Origin of the sequence: Pseudomonas yamanorum (assembly GCF_013386765.1) — a bacterium.
GTDB classification, from domain to species: Bacteria; Pseudomonadota; Gammaproteobacteria; order Pseudomonadales; family Pseudomonadaceae; genus Aquipseudomonas; species Aquipseudomonas yamanorum_A.
This window is the reverse complement of record NZ_JACARE010000043.1, coordinates 56,016-71,154: the sequence shown is the minus strand read 5'-3', so window position 1 is coordinate 71,154 and position 15,139 is coordinate 56,016. Positions and strand designations below refer to the sequence as shown.

13 protein-coding genes are annotated in these 15,139 nt (G+C 63.0%); 6 read left to right on the top strand and 7 right to left on the bottom strand.

Going from position 1 to position 15,139, the window contains the following annotated elements; translation table 11 throughout:
- Positions 1–247 precede the first annotated feature (247 nt).
- A complete protein-coding gene (locus tag HX875_RS27590; protein ID WP_017475444.1) occupies positions 248–1,150 on the top strand; it encodes a LysR family transcriptional regulator in 903 nt (300 codons plus the stop codon).
- A 3-nt stretch (positions 1,151–1,153) separates the two neighbouring features.
- On the opposite strand, the gene HX875_RS27585 is transcribed toward HX875_RS27590, so the two are convergent.
- The 7 genes from HX875_RS27585 to HX875_RS27555 all read right to left on the bottom strand — a co-directional run bounded on the left by HX875_RS27585 (position 1,154) and on the right by HX875_RS27555 (position 9,283).
- On the bottom strand, positions 1,154–2,500 hold the full coding sequence (locus HX875_RS27585) for an OprD family outer membrane porin (RefSeq protein WP_177047510.1): 1,347 nt from the start codon (positions 2,498–2,500) through the stop codon (positions 1,154–1,156).
- Positions 2,501–2,601: 101 nt separating this feature from the next.
- Positions 2,602–3,954, bottom strand: a complete 1,353-nt coding sequence (locus HX875_RS27580; protein WP_256348185.1) for a citrate-proton symporter — start codon at positions 3,952–3,954, stop codon at positions 2,602–2,604.
- Positions 3,955–4,048: 94 nt separating this feature from the next.
- The gene (locus tag HX875_RS27575; RefSeq protein WP_177047509.1) at positions 4,049–5,437 is read right to left on the bottom strand and encodes an amidase; all 1,389 of its coding nucleotides are present in this window, start codon (positions 5,435–5,437) and stop codon (positions 4,049–4,051) included.
- 182 nt (positions 5,438–5,619) lie between these two features.
- Complete coding sequence (locus HX875_RS27570; RefSeq protein ID WP_177047507.1) at positions 5,620–6,447, bottom strand: hypothetical protein; 828 nt, start codon at positions 6,445–6,447, stop codon at positions 5,620–5,622.
- Positions 6,448–6,450: 3 nt separating this feature from the next.
- On the bottom strand, positions 6,451–6,639 hold the full coding sequence (locus tag HX875_RS27565) for a hypothetical protein (RefSeq protein WP_177047505.1): 189 nt from the start codon (positions 6,637–6,639) through the stop codon (positions 6,451–6,453).
- Positions 6,640–6,761: 122 nt separating this feature from the next.
- Complete coding sequence (locus HX875_RS27560) at positions 6,762–7,352, bottom strand: helix-turn-helix domain-containing protein (RefSeq protein WP_177047515.1); 591 nt, start codon at positions 7,350–7,352, stop codon at positions 6,762–6,764.
- Positions 7,328–9,283, bottom strand: coding sequence for an oxidoreductase (locus HX875_RS27555; RefSeq protein ID WP_177047503.1), 1,956 nt, complete (start codon positions 9,281–9,283; stop codon positions 7,328–7,330). Before HX875_RS27555 ends, HX875_RS27560 begins: the two co-directional genes overlap by 25 nt.
- A gap of 131 nt (positions 9,284–9,414) precedes the next feature.
- On the opposite strand from HX875_RS27555, the gene HX875_RS27550 reads away from it, so the two are divergent.
- The 5 genes from HX875_RS27550 to HX875_RS27530 all read left to right on the top strand — a co-directional run bounded on the left by HX875_RS27550 (position 9,415) and on the right by HX875_RS27530 (position 15,131).
- Positions 9,415–10,173, top strand: coding sequence for a class II aldolase/adducin family protein (locus tag HX875_RS27550; RefSeq protein WP_177047502.1), 759 nt, complete (start codon positions 9,415–9,417; stop codon positions 10,171–10,173).
- Between the two features lie 41 nt (positions 10,174–10,214).
- Positions 10,215–10,853, top strand: a complete 639-nt coding sequence (locus HX875_RS27545; protein ID WP_177047501.1) for a TetR family transcriptional regulator C-terminal domain-containing protein — start codon at positions 10,215–10,217, stop codon at positions 10,851–10,853.
- Positions 10,854–11,007: 154 nt separating this feature from the next.
- Positions 11,008–11,811 carry an enoyl-CoA hydratase/isomerase family protein gene (locus tag HX875_RS27540; RefSeq protein ID WP_177047500.1) on the top strand — a complete coding sequence of 268 codons (804 nt, stop codon included), beginning with the start codon at positions 11,008–11,010 and terminating at the stop codon, positions 11,809–11,811.
- Between the two features lie 41 nt (positions 11,812–11,852).
- Positions 11,853–13,013: an acyl-CoA dehydrogenase family protein gene (locus HX875_RS27535; protein WP_177047499.1), complete on the top strand. Its 1,161-nt coding sequence runs from the start codon at positions 11,853–11,855 to the stop codon at positions 13,011–13,013.
- 18 nt (positions 13,014–13,031) lie between these two features.
- Positions 13,032–15,131, top strand: a complete 2,100-nt coding sequence (locus HX875_RS27530; protein WP_177047498.1) for an acetate--CoA ligase family protein — start codon at positions 13,032–13,034, stop codon at positions 15,129–15,131.
- Positions 15,132–15,139 lie beyond the last annotated feature (8 nt).

The window sequence follows — 15,139 nt, the reverse complement described above, 5'->3', positions numbered from 1 at the left end:
GGACGGGGCAGGGACGCCCCGTCGCGGCGGCCCGCGGAGCAAGCCCGGAGTGAGGGAACACCGAGCCTAGGCGAGGTGCCGACAGGCGGGGCAGAGCCCTTTGCTTACTTTGGGGCTTTTCCAAAGTGAGTCGCTGTAAGAGCGAAACCATAGGCGGCCGTTACCGAAGAAACGGATATGTACACATGCATGGCGCAGTAATTGCGTCCCCCCCAACCCCAGCCCCAAAAAAAAGGAGCACCCCGCCATGCAACTACGCGCCTTGCGCTATTTCCACGAGGTCGCCCGCTGCGCTTCGTTGCGTAAAGCGGCGGAGCGTCTATACGTCACCCCAACCGCCGTAAGCCGCCAGATCGAACACCTGGAACACTTCTTCGGCGCCGCCCTGATTGAGCGCGGCCCCCGAGGCATCCGCCTCACCGCCGAAGGCGAATGCCTCGCCGAACAAGTCACCTCAACCCTGCGCGGCCTCGACCAGGTACGCGAGGTCATCGCCAGCCGCCAAAGCCAGGTGGCCGGTAACATCAGCATCCATGTGTCAGAAAGTATCGTTTCCACCGTGCTCGCCCCGGTACTCGCCACCTTCTACCGCGCTCACCCCAAAGTCACCTTCAACATCGTGATCGCCAGCGCCTCCGCCACCCTCGACGCCCTGTGCAGCGGCGAAGCCGACCTGGGCCTGGCCTTCTACCTGCAAGAGCGCGCCGACGTCGAAGTCACCGCCCACTGCCAGTTATGGCACCGGGTACTGGTCAGCGCCGAACACCCCTTCGCCCAGCGCGAAAGCATCGAATTGAGCGAACTGGAAGGCCAACCCCTGGCGATTCCCGACTCGGCCTACGGCGTGCGCCAGGCTCTGGAAGTGGCCGCGAAAAAACGCGGAGTGACCCTCGAGCCAGTGTTCACCACCAGCTCCCTGGAAGTGCAGAAGAGCCTGGCCCGACAACGGGCAGCCGTGCTGATTTTGCCCCAGGTAGAGGCAGACGTGCGGGACCTGGGTGACGGCCTGGTCGCCGTGCCGATCGCCGATGAAGACCTCGGCCGCATCCGCATCGACCTCTGCGTATACCGCAACCGCCCCCGCTCGGTGGCGGTGCTCAAGTGCCAGGAGATGCTGGCGGGGGCGATGCAGCGTTGTTCGTTGAACTGAGCCTCAGAAGATATTGATCGGCACGTTGGCGACCAGGCGGAACTCGTCGTAGCTGCCGTCGATCTGCCCGCCGCTGGCGCGGTGGTTGTAGACGATGGTGCGCAGCACGGTGTTCTTGAGGGTGCCCGACTGGATCACGTACGCCAGCATCAAGCCGTTTTCGTTGTGCTTGGCGCCATCCAGGCTGCGCACGTTGTAGCCGGTGTTGTGGCCGTTGCGGTCGCCGTCGTAGTGGGTGCCGTCGATGTCCCAGCCCTTGGCGTGCCACAGGCTGGCGGTGAGGCCGGGCACGCCGTAGGCGGCGAAGTCCAGGTCGTAGCGCAGTTGCCAGGATTTTTCGTTGGGGCCGTTGTAGTCCGAGTACAGCGAGTTGGCCATGTAGTTGCCGGTGGACTCCCACACGTAGTCGAAGTACTCGTTGCCGAACACTTGCTGCCAGGCCAGGGTCAGGCTGTGGGCCAGGTGCGTGGCGGTGAAGGCCAGGCTGGCGGCGTTGTTGTCGATGTAGCCGAGGTTTTTGTCGCCCGAATCGCTGGTGTGGTAGTAGTTGAAGGCGGTCTTCAGGGCCACGTCGCTTTTGTCGCCGATGCGGTGGGTCAGGCCGACGTAGGTCTGGTCCCACATGTCTTCGAAGCGTGAGGCGTAGACGCTGGCTTCCAGCCCGTAACCCGGCTTGACCGTGGCCCCCAGGTAACTGATGCGTGCACCGGTGTAGGCGCGGTTGCCGAAGGTGGTGGTGAGCTTTTCGGCGCCGGTGCCGGTGCGGGGGATCGCCCGTTCAAAGCTGCCGCCCTGCACCGACAGCCAGTCGAATTCGTTGCTGAACAGGCCCACGCCCTGGAAGCTGGAGGGCAGGGCGCGGTTGTCCTTGTAACGCAGGATCGGGTTGTCGGTCATCAGCCGGCCGGCCTTGATCTCGGTGCTCGACAGGCGAAAACGCACATCGCCCACGCCCAGGCGGCTCCAGGTAGGAATCGCGTCGCCGTCACCGTCCACCAGCACCCGGTCGCCGCCATTGGCCACCTTGCCGTGGCCGCGTTCCAGGTTGACCGCGCTGAAGATCCCCGCGTCCACACCCACGCCAATCAGGCCCTGGGTATAGCCGGAGCTGTACTTGAGCATGCTGGTCTGTACCCAGGTTTCCCGCACGCGGGTGGGCTCGATGCCGCCGGCTTTCTTGATGCTCAAGTGAGTGGTGCGTTGGGTGTGCTGGTTGGAATAGTAATGACGCAGGTTCAGGTCCAGGGTGCTGCCTTCGAGGAAACCCGGTGCGCTGGCTTGAGCGTTGTCCTGGGCAAAAGCCTGGGTGCTGGACGCCAGAGTGACGGCCAGCAAAAGACGTGGATACATGGTAAATCCCCATACAAATCAGACGTAAGGCGACCGTCCCGGCAGGCCCTCAGGCGCTGCCGGTCGGTGGCGAAAAGACGCGGGACAGTGGGAAGCGTGTATCAGCGAACCGTGGCTTCTGTGAGCCGGGTTTCGCGGGCCGGGCTGCCGGGCAGCGGCGGGCGGGTTTCCTTGGCGAACCAGGCGGCGGTGAGGCACACCAGGTTGGCGATCAGCAGGTACCAGACCGGCGACATCGGGTCGCCCGTGGTGCCGATCAGCCAGGTGATGATGATTTGCGCAGTGCCGCCAAACGCCGCCACACCGAAGGCGTAGACGATGGAGAAGCCGGTGGAGCGCACGGATTTCGGGAAGCTTTCCACCAGCAGGACGATCAACGCCGCGCCGCTCATGCCGTGCAGGCCCGAGAGTACTGCGAGGGTCAGCAGGAAGGTCGCCGGGCTCGGATGCTCGGTCATCAGTTGCAGGGCCGGGAACAGGATCAACAGCAACACCACCCGGGGTGTCATCAGAATCATCCGGCGCCCGAAGCGGTCGCAGAGCATGCCGCCGGCCACCGCGCACACGGCCATGGCGGCACCGGCCACCAGGGTCGAGAGCATGGAGATGCTGGTGGGCAGCTTCAGCTCGGTAAGGGCGAAGGTGGTCATGTAGTTGAGGAAGTATTGGGTGATGGTGCTGCCGGAAAGGATCAGCAGCCCCAGCACCAGTGCGCGCCGGTGTTTGCCGCAGACTTCCCGCACCAGGTCGCCGGTGCTGGTCTTTTCGCCGTGGCCGTGGAAGGTTTCGGCGAGGTTGCGGCGGATGTAGATGCCGATCGGCAGCACCAGCAGGCCGAACACGAACGGCACGCGCCAGCCCCAGCTGTTGAGGTCTTCCGGGGACATGACCTTGGTCAGGGTGAAACCCACCAGCCCGGCCACCATGGCCGCGACGCCCTGGGCGACCACTTGCCAGCAGGCATAGGTCCCGCGTTTGTGAGGGGGCGCAGCTTCCAGGATGTAGGTGGTGGCGGGGCCGGCTTCACCGCCCCAGGCCAGGCCCTGGATCATGCGGGTGACCACCAGCAGGATCGGCGCGGCGATGCCGATGGTCTCGTAGCCGGGCAATATTGCGATGCTGCCGGTGCCCACGGCCATCATCACCAGGGTCAGCAGCATCGCCGGTTTGCGCCCGACGCGGTCGGCGTAGGCGCCGATCAACACCGCGCCCAAAGGCCTGACGATAAAGCCGATACCGAACGCGGTGACCGACAGCATCAAGCTGACGAAGGCGCTGTCGGACGGGAAAAACGTGTGGCCGATCATCACCGCAAAGGTTGCGTACACACCAAAGTCGAAAAACTCCACGGCGTTACCCAGGACCACGGCGAAGATGCTCTTTTTGCCGGCGTCCGGGGACGGTGTTTCGGGTGCGTGATCAGGATCGGATCGTGTCAATTGCTCAGTGTGCATACCAGCCCCTCGATTTTAGTTATAGGTCGTCCGAGCTCCCGGCCGGTGTGGCCCGGAGCTGGCGTGTGGGTGGGCAGTTCTTACAGCGTCAAAGTCAGGAAGGATTCGGCCAGTGGTGGATTGCGCCACGCCAGCTCTCGTAGGTTTTAGCGATTTGCAGCAGCCATTGATCGGCAAAGCGCGGGGCGATCATCTGCAGGCCGATGGGCATGCCATCGGCGGCGAAACCGCAGTTGATCGACAGCGCCGGTTGTTCGCCCATGTTCCAGGGCACCGTGAACACGATGTGCTCGAACGGCAATTGCGGGTCGTTGCTTGGTGACGGCCACTCGGCCGGGAAGGCGTTGACCTGGTTGGTGGGGGAGAGCACCAGGTCGAGTTCGGTGAACACCTGGGCGGCGCGGCGGCGCATTTCGAAGGTCTGGTTGAAGCCCTTCACGGCCTGTACACCACTGATTTCGGCGCCCGGCGCGGCCCAGTCGCGAATGTACGGCAAGACCTTTTCGAACTGTTCGCTGCTCAAGCCCGACAAATCGCCCCACTGGCGGGCGCGCCAGAAGTGGTCGAGGCCGTCGAGTTGTGCGCGGTCCATGATCGGCGGGATCAACGTGACCTTGGCGCCATGGGCTTCGAACAGCCGCGCGGCTTGCTCCACGGCTTCACACACGAAGCCTTCCGGCTGCATGCCCACCCCGGGCTCGAGCATCAGGCCCACGCGCAGGCCTTTCACCGACAGCGGCTGGTTGCTCCACGCAGTGCTGAGCGGCGGCAGGCTGGTGGCGTCGCGGGCATCGGGGCGGGCCAGGTGTTGCATCAGCAGCACGCAGTCGTCGACGGTACGGGTCATGGGGCCGGCGGCGCGGCCGGTGTAATACGGGTCGATGGGGATGCGCCCCAGGGTCGGCTTGAATCCCACCAGGCCGCACCAGGCAGCGGGCAGGCGCACCGAGCCACCGATGTCGGTGCCCACGTGCAGCGGGCCGTAACCGGCGGCGGCAGCTGCGGCGGCACCGGAGCTGGAGCCGCCGGTGTTGTTGGCGGTGTTCCAGGGGTTGCGGGTGACGCCATGGAAGCTCGACAGCCCGGAAGACAGCATGCCGAAATCCGGGTTGGTGGTCTTGGCCAGGATGATTGCGCCGGCTTCACGCATACGGGCGGCGGGTGGTGCGTCCTTCAGGGCCGGGGTCAGGCGGGTGGCGGCGCTGCCGAGGGGAATGGGCACGCCTTCGGTGGCGATCAATTCCTTGAGGGTCACCGGTATGCCGTCGAGAGCGCCGTTGGGTTGGCCCTTGTTCCAGCGTTCGGTGGAGGCCTGGGCCTGCTGGCGTACCTGTTGCGGGTCGAAGGCGTAGAGCGCGTTGATCTGCGGCTCCCAGCGGTCGATATGGGCCAGGAGCTGGTCGTAATAGTCGATGGGCGCGAGTTGCCGGCTGGCGAATTGCGCCAGCAGTTCGGCGGCCGTAAGGGTGTGCAGGTCAGTCATCGAACGCTTCCTTGGGATGGGCCGGGTGGCTCATGGCGGGTTGCAGTAGGGCTGACTATATAAACCCGAGTGTGGCGCGGCCATCACAATCGGTGCAGTTCAGTGTTGCGTTTTTGTGTGCACTGAGACCGGTGGGTAGATACGGGATATGGCTGGAAGTTGTACTGCTCGGCAGGAGGGCCTCAGGCACAGGCGCCTGGGGTCTTTTTCTTGTGTGCCGACGTACGACGATAGCTCCGGATAGGCTGGGGTTTTGCCCTTGTGCGGGATTGGAAAGACATCCACGTCGCAGGGTCAAAGCGGGTCGCTGATACCACCGCTTCCTGGAGCAGCATGATGGAAATGGCGTCTGACGCATCCGGGTATTCAGTATTGAGGACGATTTCCAGGGTGTCCTTGTCTCGATACCCGCTACAGGTCGGAATCAGACTGAAGGCGTGATCTATACCTTCGGACTCATTTGGCTCGCAGATGGACGAAACGACGCCCACATAAACGTTTCGATCGCTCAGCGTGAACATACATTGAGAGCCGCGCGCAATAGACTCCCTGAGCAGTGTTCTGAGGGGGCGGCCCGTTAGAAGCTCAAGCATCAATTGCTGGTTCAGTTCCTCCTCTGAAGCAAGTTGCAGTCGCCGCAGACGCCAACGCACAAATAATCGGGCCCGGCAGTAGGGAATAATCATGGCTGTCAGGCCTACCTGGAGCAAAAATACCCAGAGGCCATGATTTCTCTCGGTGGCAATATCCAGCTCTACCAGCAGCTTGCCCAGATAAGCACTGTAATCAATTGGGATTGCCTGACCAGCCAGTTGCAGCGGCTGTTTCGACAGGCAAAGAATCAGGGTAGTCAGTACGAATGACAGTACGAGGCAGGTCCAGCCTAATCTTGCGACCTGTAGATAGAGTAACTGGCCCTCAAAGCGGTGAAGGCGGCAGTAATGGCCCGGGTGTTTCAGGCACACCAGATAGCCACTCACCAGCAATGGCAGTATCAGTAGTAGTCCCATGGGTTATTTGAATATCAGCTCACGTATCTTGCGCTTGTGCTCCTTGAATTCGGGCGAATTGGCAATTTCTTCAGGATCAACCGCAATGCCCCAGTCACCCACTATCCTCATGGTTTTGTATCGCTTGATAGCCCTGATATTTTCCAGATCCTCCTCAGTGGGTTTCTTGAACCACGCAAACGACTCAAACATGACCGGCACCCTCGAAAAGAAGTAGTCGGTTTTATAGCAAGAGTCGTTTTTACAGACTACTGATGGCCCCCATTCAGAATTCTCCACGTATCGTAGGAAACGTCCTCAGTTGCTCCAACGGTCTAAAACGTCGGCGGCGTAATCACCCAGATCACTACCGCATCCACTTTCCCTGGGTTGCCATACCGATGGGGCTCACTGCTGGGGAAGCTGAAACTGTCCCCTTCATCCAGCTGAAAATGCCGCTCACCCACCCACAGCTCGAATTTCCCACTCAGCACATAACCCGCTTCTTCACCCTCATGGCTATAGCTCTGCTGGCTGTAGCTGCCCGGAGGAAAGCGCGAATGCAGCATTTCCAACTGATGATTGGGCAGGGGCGTCAGCAACTGGTCGACGATGCCGTCTTCGTAATGAATGCTCTGCCGATTGTTCTTGCGCACCACAAAACCTTCATCCTCCGCTGCCGGGGTGGTCTCACTGGCAAAAAACCACTGGATCGTCACCCCCAGGCTGCGGGCGATATTGAACAGTGCCGGAATCGACGGGTACGCGAGGTTCCTTTCCAATTGGCTGATGTAGCCGGCGGTCAGTTCACTGAGTTCAGCCAGCGCCGTGAGGGTCATGCCGCGGGCCTTGCGCAAGCCACGGATGCGCGTGCCGAGAAACAGCTGGGGTGGTTGGTCGTTCAAATGTCCCACGCTACCTTCAATCCTTCATAAATCGCCTCTTCGGCGGTACGCGGCGCCAGGCAATCGCCGATGCGCGTGAACGCCACCAGGCCTTCCAGTTCTGCGCCCAGAGTGTCCACCGGCTGGTGGCCCTGGCACAACACCAGGGTGTCGATATTTTCCAGCAACATCGGCTCGCCGCTGGCGGTGTGTTGCAGGTAGACGGTGGTGTCGTCGCAGCCGTACAACCGGGCGTAGGGGATGATCGGGATGCCCAGCCGATGCAGTTCACCGGCCAGTTGGTCACGCACGTACAGCGGCAGGTTTTCCCCGCAATGGGTGCCGTTCACCGCCAGTTGCACCTGATGGCCGGCGCGGGTCAGGCGCTCGGCGATGCCCGGCCCGATCCAGTCGCAACGCCAATCCACCACCACCACCGAACGGCCCAGTGGAACCTCATCGCGCAGCACTTGCCAGGCATCCACCACCTGCAATTCGCCGCCGCGCTCGAAGGCGGGCCAATAGGGTTCGGCGCCGGTGGCGATGATCACCCGATCAGGTTGTTCGCGCTCCACCAACCCACGGTCGACGCGGGTGTTGCGCATCACCCGCACGCCGGCCAGTTCCATCTCGCGCTGCAGGTTGGTACTGGCGCCGCCGAACTCGCTGCGCCGTGGCAGCAACTGCGCGAGCAGCACCTGGCCGCCCAGTTGGGCACTGGCTTCATACAGGGTCACCTCATGCCCGCGTTGCGCCGCCACTGCGGCGGCTTTCATCCCCGCCGGGCCGCCACCGACCACCATGATCCGCTTGCGTTGCAGTGCCGGTTGCAACTGGCCGAATTGCAATTCGCGGCCGGTCTCGGGGTGCTGGATGCAGGAGATGGGCAAGCCCTTGTGGAAGTGGCCGATACACGCCTGATTGCAGGCGATGCACGCCCGCACATCCTCGGCATGGCCGCTTGAGGTTTTGGTCGGCATTCGTGGGTCGCAGATCAGCGCGCGGGTCATGCCGCACACATCGGCCTGGCCCCGTTGCAGCATCAGTTCGGCCTCCTGGGGCTGGTTGATGCGGCCGGTGACGAACAGTGGAATCGACAGGCTGGCCTTGAACGTCGCGGCTTCTGCCGCCAGGTACGCCGGGGCGATGGCCATGGGCGGGACGATATGGATTGCGCCGCCGAGGGAGGCCGAGGTGCCGGCGACGATGTGCACATAGTCCAGCGCGGATTGCAGCTGTTGCACGGCGGTCAGGGAGTCCTCTTCGGTCAAGCCTTCGGGGTCGCGTTCATCGGCAGAAATGCGCAGGCCGATGATGAACTGTTCGTCGGTTGCGGCCCGCACAGCCGCGATGATTTCCCGCAGGAAGCGCAGGCGTTGTTCAAGCTCGCCGTTGTAGCCATCGGTGCGGCGATTCACCCGCGGATTGAGAAATTGCGCCGGCAGATAACCATGGCTGGCGACCACTTCCACGCCGTCAATCCCCGCCTGATGCAGGCGCCTCGCCGCCGCACCGTAGCCCGCCACAATCTCGTCGATCATCGCCTGGTCAAGCGCACGCGGCATCACCCGGAACCGCTCGTTGGGCACCCCGGACGCCGAGTAGGCCACCGCCAGCAGGCCGTCGGCCGACTCCATGATTTCCCGCCCCGGATGGAAGATCTGCGACAGCACCACGGTGCCGTGGGCATGGCAGGTGTCGGCCAGTCGGCGGTAGCCGTCGATGCAGCTGTCATCGGTGGCCATCAGCACATGGGAGGTGTAGCGGGCGCTGTCGTGCACCCCGGCCACCTGCAACACAATCAGCCCCACGCCGCCCTCGACGCGGGCTCGATGGTAGGCAATCAACTGCTCGTTGACCCGGTTGTCGGTGGGCATCGAGGTGTCGTGCCCGCTGGACATGATGCGGTTTTTCAGGCGTTTGCCGCGCAGCGTCAACGGTTCAAAAAGATGCGGGAAGGCATGGGGCGACATGGTGCGGATACTCCAGGCGCTGTTGTTATTATTTTTCTATAGGAGGTCAGCCCCAGTAAAAAATCAACTTGTTTTTTTACTGGCGACTGGATTAGCGTCAGCCACATCACCCACCCGCCTGGAGAATAAAAATGACTGGGGCCACCGAACAACACCTGCGCGAAGAGCTTGCCGCTTGCTACCGGCTGATCGCGCATTTTCGTATGAGCGATTTGATTTTCACCCATATCTCGGTGCGCATCCCGGGGCCCGAGCATCACTTTTTGATCAACCCTTATGGGCTGATGTTCGAGGAGATCACCGCGTCCAGCCTGGTAAAAATCGGCCTGGACGGGCGCGCCGTTGAGGCTTCGGCCCATGGCGTCAACCCGGCGGGGTTTGTGATCCACAGCGCGATTCACGGGGCTCGCGAAGATGCCCAGTGCGTGCTGCACACCCACACCCGCGCCGGCTGCGCGGTGGCGGCACTGGAATGCGGGCTGTTGCCGGTGAACCAGATATCGATGGAGTTCTACGGCAAGGTCGCCTACCACGACTACGAAGGCGTGGCGCTGGACATGGACGAGCAGCAGCGACTGGTTCGCGACCTGGGCGACAAGCCGGTGTTGATGCTGCGCAACCATGGCCTGTTGACGGTGGGGGAGACGGTCAGCCAGGCGTTCCTGCGCATGTACTACCTGGAAAAGGCCTGCGATATCCAGATCGCCGCCCAGGCCTGCGGCAAGCTGATCCTGCCGCCTGCGGATGTGTGCGAATACACCGAGCGCCAGTTCAATGAACCGGGCCGACCGCTGGAAGAGGGCGAACTGGCCGACCTGGACGCGATGCAGTTGGCATGGGCGGCATTGCTACGCTTGCTGGATCGGGTGTCGCCGGGGTTCCGGGAGTGAGGTAGAGTCGTCCAGCCGACTCAACCCAAGGACACCGCCTCATGACCCAGGAATCCCGTTTCTCCCGCATGGACCCGGAGTTGCGCAAGGCCAATCTGGTCCAGGCGACATTGGCCTGCCTCAAGCGCGATGGCTTCCAGGGCGCGTCGATCCGCAAGATCAGCGCCGAGGCCGGGGTGTCGGTGGGGCTGATCAGTCACCACTATTCGGGCAAGGATGAACTGGTGGCCGAGGCTTATCGTTCGATTACCCGGCAAGTGATGGACCTGCTGCGTGATGCCATGGCCAAGGCGCCGCCCAGCCCGCGGGAACGGCTGTCGGCGTTCTTTCGCGGCTCGTTTTCCCCCGAGTTGCTGGACCCGCAACTGCTGGATGCCTGGCTGGTGTTCTGGGGCGCGGTGAAGACCGCGCCGGCGATCAATCAGGCCCACGAACATTCCTATGGCGAGTACCGCACCATCATGCGTTCGGCCCTGGTGGACATGGCCGCGGAAGAAGGCTGGAAGCGTTTCGACGCCGACCTGGCCGCCATTGCCTTGAGCGCCTTGCTCGACGGTTTGTGGCTGGAATCGGGGCTTAATCCCGGCACGTTCACCCCGGAGCAGGGCGTCCAGATCTGCGAAGCCTGGGTCGATGGTTTGCAGTCTGGCGGCCGCCAGCGCTTCCAGATCACACCCTGAACTGACGATTTCTCGCCGCCTGGGCGCAATGTCCAGGCCGGCATTCCTCCCTCGAAAAATATTTGCAGCTACCCGATTGCCTCCTTACTGAACACTCGTTTAGTATCGCCCCATGTCGCACCCCTCAAGCCAATTAAAATAATTCGAGGATTTCATGACTACAGATCCGTCCGTGCTCACTCAAGTGCAAGCAGGCGTTGCCTGGATCACCCTCAATCGCGGCGCCCAGCGCAATGCCCTGGACATCCCGACCCTCAAGCACCTGCATGCCTTGCTGGACGGTTTCAACAGCGACCCGGCCGTACGCGTGGTGGTATTGACCGGCAGCGGTCGCAGCTTCTGTGCCGGTGCCGACCTGGCTGAATGGGCCGACGCCGAAGCCCGTGGCGCCCTCGAAACCTACGGCTGGACCGAAACCGCCCATGCCCTGATGACCCGCTTGCACACCCTCGACAAACCCACCCTCGCCGCCATCAACGGCACGGCAGTCGGTGCCGGCATGGACCTGACCCTGTGCTGCGACCTGCGTGTGGCCGCGCAATCGGCTCGCTTCAAGGCCGGCTATACCAGCATGGCTTACTCGCCGGACGCCGGTGCCAGCTGGCATCTGCCGCGCCTGATCGGCAGCGAACAGGCCAAGCGCCTGCTGTTCCTCGATGAGCTATGGAGCGCCGACCGCGCCCTGGCCGCCGGCCTGGTGGGCGAAGTGGTCGCCGATGAACAACTGCACGCCCACGTCACCGACCTGGCGACTCGCTTGGCCATCGGCCCGACCTTCGCCTTTGCCCAGACCAAAATCCTGATCCGCGAAGGCGCCGGGCGCAGCCTGCCCGAGCAGCTTCAGGCGGAACTCGCCGCCGGTTTGCTGTGTGGCCGCAGCGCCGACGGTGCCGAAGCCTTGCGCGCCTCGATGGAAAAGCGCCCTGCGAATTTCTCCGGCAAATTCTCCGGCAAATAGCCCCTCCTCAAAACACCCTCGAACGATCGACAGGTAGCGCCATGAATTTCCAGCCCAGCCAAGAACAAGACATGTTGGTGGACGCGGTACGCAGTTTTGTTGCCAAGGAGTTGTTGCCCCACGAGGAGGCGGTGGACCGCGCCGATGAGGTCTCGCCGGAACTCGCCGCGCAGATCCGTGACAAGGCCATCGCCGCCGGCTTCTATGCCTTCAACATGCCGGAAGAGGTTGGCGGTGGCGGCCTGGATTACCTGTCCCAGGCGTTGATCGAGCGGGAGTTGTCGAAGGTGTCCTGGGCGCTGCATGTGTTTGTCGCCCGGCCGTCGAAAATCCTCATGGCCTGCACCGGCGAACAGATTGGCGAGTACCTGTTGCCGTGTGTGCAGGGCAAGAAAATCGACTGTTTCGCCCTGACCGAACCGGGCGCCGGTTCCGACGCCAATGCCATCAAGACCCGCGCCGTGCGCAGTGGTGATGACTTTGTACTCAACGGCAGCAAGCACTTCATCAGCCACGCTGGCCACGCGGATTTCGCCATCGTGTTTGCCGTCACCGACACCTACGAACACAACGGCCGCCAGCGCAACGCCGTGACCTCGTTCCTGGTGGACCGTGGCACGCCGGGCATGACCATTCGCCGGGGCCCCAAGTGCGTCAGCAACCGCGGCTATCACACCTATGAAATGTTCTTCGACGACTGCCGCGTACCGGCCTCCAAGGTCCTCGGTGAAGTCGGTAAGGGCTGGGATGTCGCCAACGCCTGGCTGACCGCAGGCCGGGTGATGGTCGCCGCCAACTGCGTCGGCCAGGCCCAGCGTGCGCTGGACGTGTCCCTGCAATGGGCGGCGGACCGCAAACAGTTCGGCCAGCCCATCGGCACCTATCAAGGCATCTCGTTCAAGCTCGCCGACATGGCCACGCAAATCCGCGCCGCCGAACTGCTGACCCTGAACACCGCCTGGAAAATGGACCAGGGCACCATGACCGATGGCGAGGCCGGCATGGCCAAGCTGTTTGCCAGCGAAGTGCTGGGCAAGGTCGCTGACGAGGCGGTGCAGATTTACGGTGGCATGGGCTTGATGGACGAAGGGCCGGTGGAGCGCATCTGGCGCAACGCGCGGATCGAGCGGATCTGGGAAGGCACTTCGGAAATCCAGCGCCACATTATTGCCCGCGAACTGTTGCGGCCGCTGTTGCGCTGATCGGGCGGGAGAACGCTTATGTCCCAGGCTATTCGCGACAATCTCAAGCGCCTGCTGGCGCCCCGGCACCTGGCGTTTGTCGGCGGGCGCAGCATGGCTCGTGCCCTCAAGCGCTGTGCCGAGGGTGGTTTTGCCGGCCAGATGTGGCTGGTCAACCCGCAGCATGACAGCCTCGACGGCATTCCCTGCGTGCGCCGTGTGGCCGACTTGCCGTGTGGCCCGGACGCGGTATTTATCGCCACCAACCGCGAGCTGACCCTGACCTGCGTCGCCGAACTGGCGGCCATCGGCACCGGCGGCGCCATCTGCTACGCCTCCGGGTTTGCCGAAACCGGTGCCGAGGGCCTGGCCTTGCAGCAACAACTGCTCAAGGCGGCGGGCGAGATGGCGTTGCTCGGCCCCAATTGCTACGGGCTGCTGGATTACTTGCACAGCTCTGCGTTGTGGCCGGTAGCCCATGGCGGCAAGCCGGTGGAGAAGGGCGTTGCGGTGCTGACCCAGAGCGGCAACTTCGCCTACAACCTGTCCATGAGCGACCGCTCGCTGCCGGTGGCCTATATGGCGTCGGTGGGCAACCAGGCGCAATTGGGCGTGGCCGAATTGATGGACGTGCTGCTGGATGAGCCGCGCGTAACGGCCATCGGCTTGCACCTGGAAGGCTTGAAGAATGTGCCGGGGTTCGCCCGGGCGGCCCACAAGGCGCTGGAAAAAGGCATTCCGATCATCGCGCTGAAAACCGGCGTGTCGCAGATCGGCGCCGAGTTGGCCTTGAGTCATACCAGTTCGTTGTCGGGTTCCGATGCGCTGTACGACAGCCTGTTTGCACGCCTCGGCGTTATTCGGGTGAGCGGGCCGGTGAGTTTTGTCGAAACCCTGAAAGCCGCGGCCTGCGGTAACTTGCCGGCAGGCAACAGCCTGATTGCCCTGGCCTGTTCCGGTGGCGATGCCGGGTTGATTGCCGACTATGCCGAGCGCAACCATTTAAGCCTGCCGAAACTCGATGAAGCCCAGCGTTCGGAACTGGCGCAGGTACTGCCCAGCTACGCCAACCTGGTCAACCCGCTGGATTTCACCACGGCCATCTGGGGCAACCGCGAAGCCCTCAACAGCATGCTCGACACGGCGCTGCGCACCGAAGCGGATGCGGCGATGCTGGTGCTCGACTACCCGGCGGAATTTACCGGCGAGCGCAAGGAATGCGACTTGCTGCTGGAGCTGTTTTGCAGCGCGCTGGCCCGCCACGGCAAGACCGGTTTTGTCACCTCGGCATTCCCGGAATTGCTGCCGGCCCACGCCCGCGAGCGCCTGCATGCCCAGGGTGTTGCAGCGCTGCAGGGCGTGGAAGATGCGCTGGCGGCCTGGGGCCGGATTGCCGATTACCAGGACAATCGCCGGGCGCTCCTGGCGCGGGGTGAATCGATACTGGTTCCGCTGTGTCCACCAGCGCTTGCAGACCTCGGGCAGCCGCTGAATGAATGGGATTCCAAGCAGGCGCTACGGGCTTTCGGGCTGACCACGCCGGCAGGTGTGTTGAGCACGCCCGAGCGAGCCATTGCCGATGCAAAACTGCTGGGCTACCCGTTGGTCCTCAAAGCCGTCAGCGCCGATCTACCGCATAAAACCGAAGCCGGTGCCGTTGCGCTCAACCTGCGAGACGGCTTCGCCTTGACTGCCGCCCTGGCGCATATGCGCGAGCAAATCGCCGCCTATGCGCCGGATGTGTCGTTCGATCACCTGCTGCTGGAATCCATGGCCACGCCACCCCTGGCCGAGTTGATTGTGGGCATCAAGCGCGAAAACGACTTCGGCCTGGCGCTGGTGATCGGCGCTGGTGGAATCCTCGTGGAATTGCTCAAAGACAGCCGCAGCCTGTTGCTGCCGACCACCGACGACGCGATCCGCAATGCCTTGCTCAGCCTGCGCAGCGCGGCATTGCTGCAAGGCTTTCGTGGGCGTGAAGTGGCCGACATGGAAGCGCTGGTGATGGCGATTCGTGCCGTGGCCGACTACGCCTGCGCCAATGCCGGGCAGTTGTTGGAACTGGATGTGAACCCATTGCTGGTCAATGCCCGGGGCGCCACGGCGGTCGATGCATTGATCCGTCTCGCCCACGCGTGAAGGAGATG

What these genes read in the sequence shown, in the direction of transcription:
- HX875_RS27590 (WP_017475444.1), top strand. Translation starts at nt 248, where the DNA reads ATGCAACTACGCGCCTTGCGCTATTTCCACGAGGTCGCCCGCTGCGCT.
- HX875_RS27585 (WP_177047510.1), bottom strand. Translation starts at nt 2,500, where the DNA reads ATGTATCCACGTCTTTTGCTGGCCGTCACTCTGGCGTCCAGCACCCAG.
- HX875_RS27580 (WP_256348185.1), bottom strand. Translation starts at nt 3,954, where the DNA reads ATGCACACTGAGCAATTGACACGATCCGATCCTGATCACGCACCCGAA.
- HX875_RS27575 (WP_177047509.1), bottom strand. Translation starts at nt 5,437, where the DNA reads ATGACTGACCTGCACACCCTTACGGCCGCCGAACTGCTGGCGCAATTC.
- HX875_RS27570 (WP_177047507.1), bottom strand. Translation starts at nt 6,447, where the DNA reads ATGGGACTACTACTGATACTGCCATTGCTGGTGAGTGGCTATCTGGTG.
- HX875_RS27565 (WP_177047505.1), bottom strand. Translation starts at nt 6,639, where the DNA reads ATGTTTGAGTCGTTTGCGTGGTTCAAGAAACCCACTGAGGAGGATCTG.
- HX875_RS27555 (WP_177047503.1), bottom strand. Translation starts at nt 9,283, where the DNA reads ATGTCGCCCCATGCCTTCCCGCATCTTTTTGAACCGTTGACGCTGCGC.
- HX875_RS27550 (WP_177047502.1), top strand. Translation starts at nt 9,415, where the DNA reads ATGACTGGGGCCACCGAACAACACCTGCGCGAAGAGCTTGCCGCTTGC.
- HX875_RS27545 (WP_177047501.1), top strand. Translation starts at nt 10,215, where the DNA reads ATGACCCAGGAATCCCGTTTCTCCCGCATGGACCCGGAGTTGCGCAAG.
- HX875_RS27540 (WP_177047500.1), top strand. Translation starts at nt 11,008, where the DNA reads ATGACTACAGATCCGTCCGTGCTCACTCAAGTGCAAGCAGGCGTTGCC.
- HX875_RS27535 (WP_177047499.1), top strand. Translation starts at nt 11,853, where the DNA reads ATGAATTTCCAGCCCAGCCAAGAACAAGACATGTTGGTGGACGCGGTA.
- HX875_RS27530 (WP_177047498.1), top strand. Translation starts at nt 13,032, where the DNA reads ATGTCCCAGGCTATTCGCGACAATCTCAAGCGCCTGCTGGCGCCCCGG.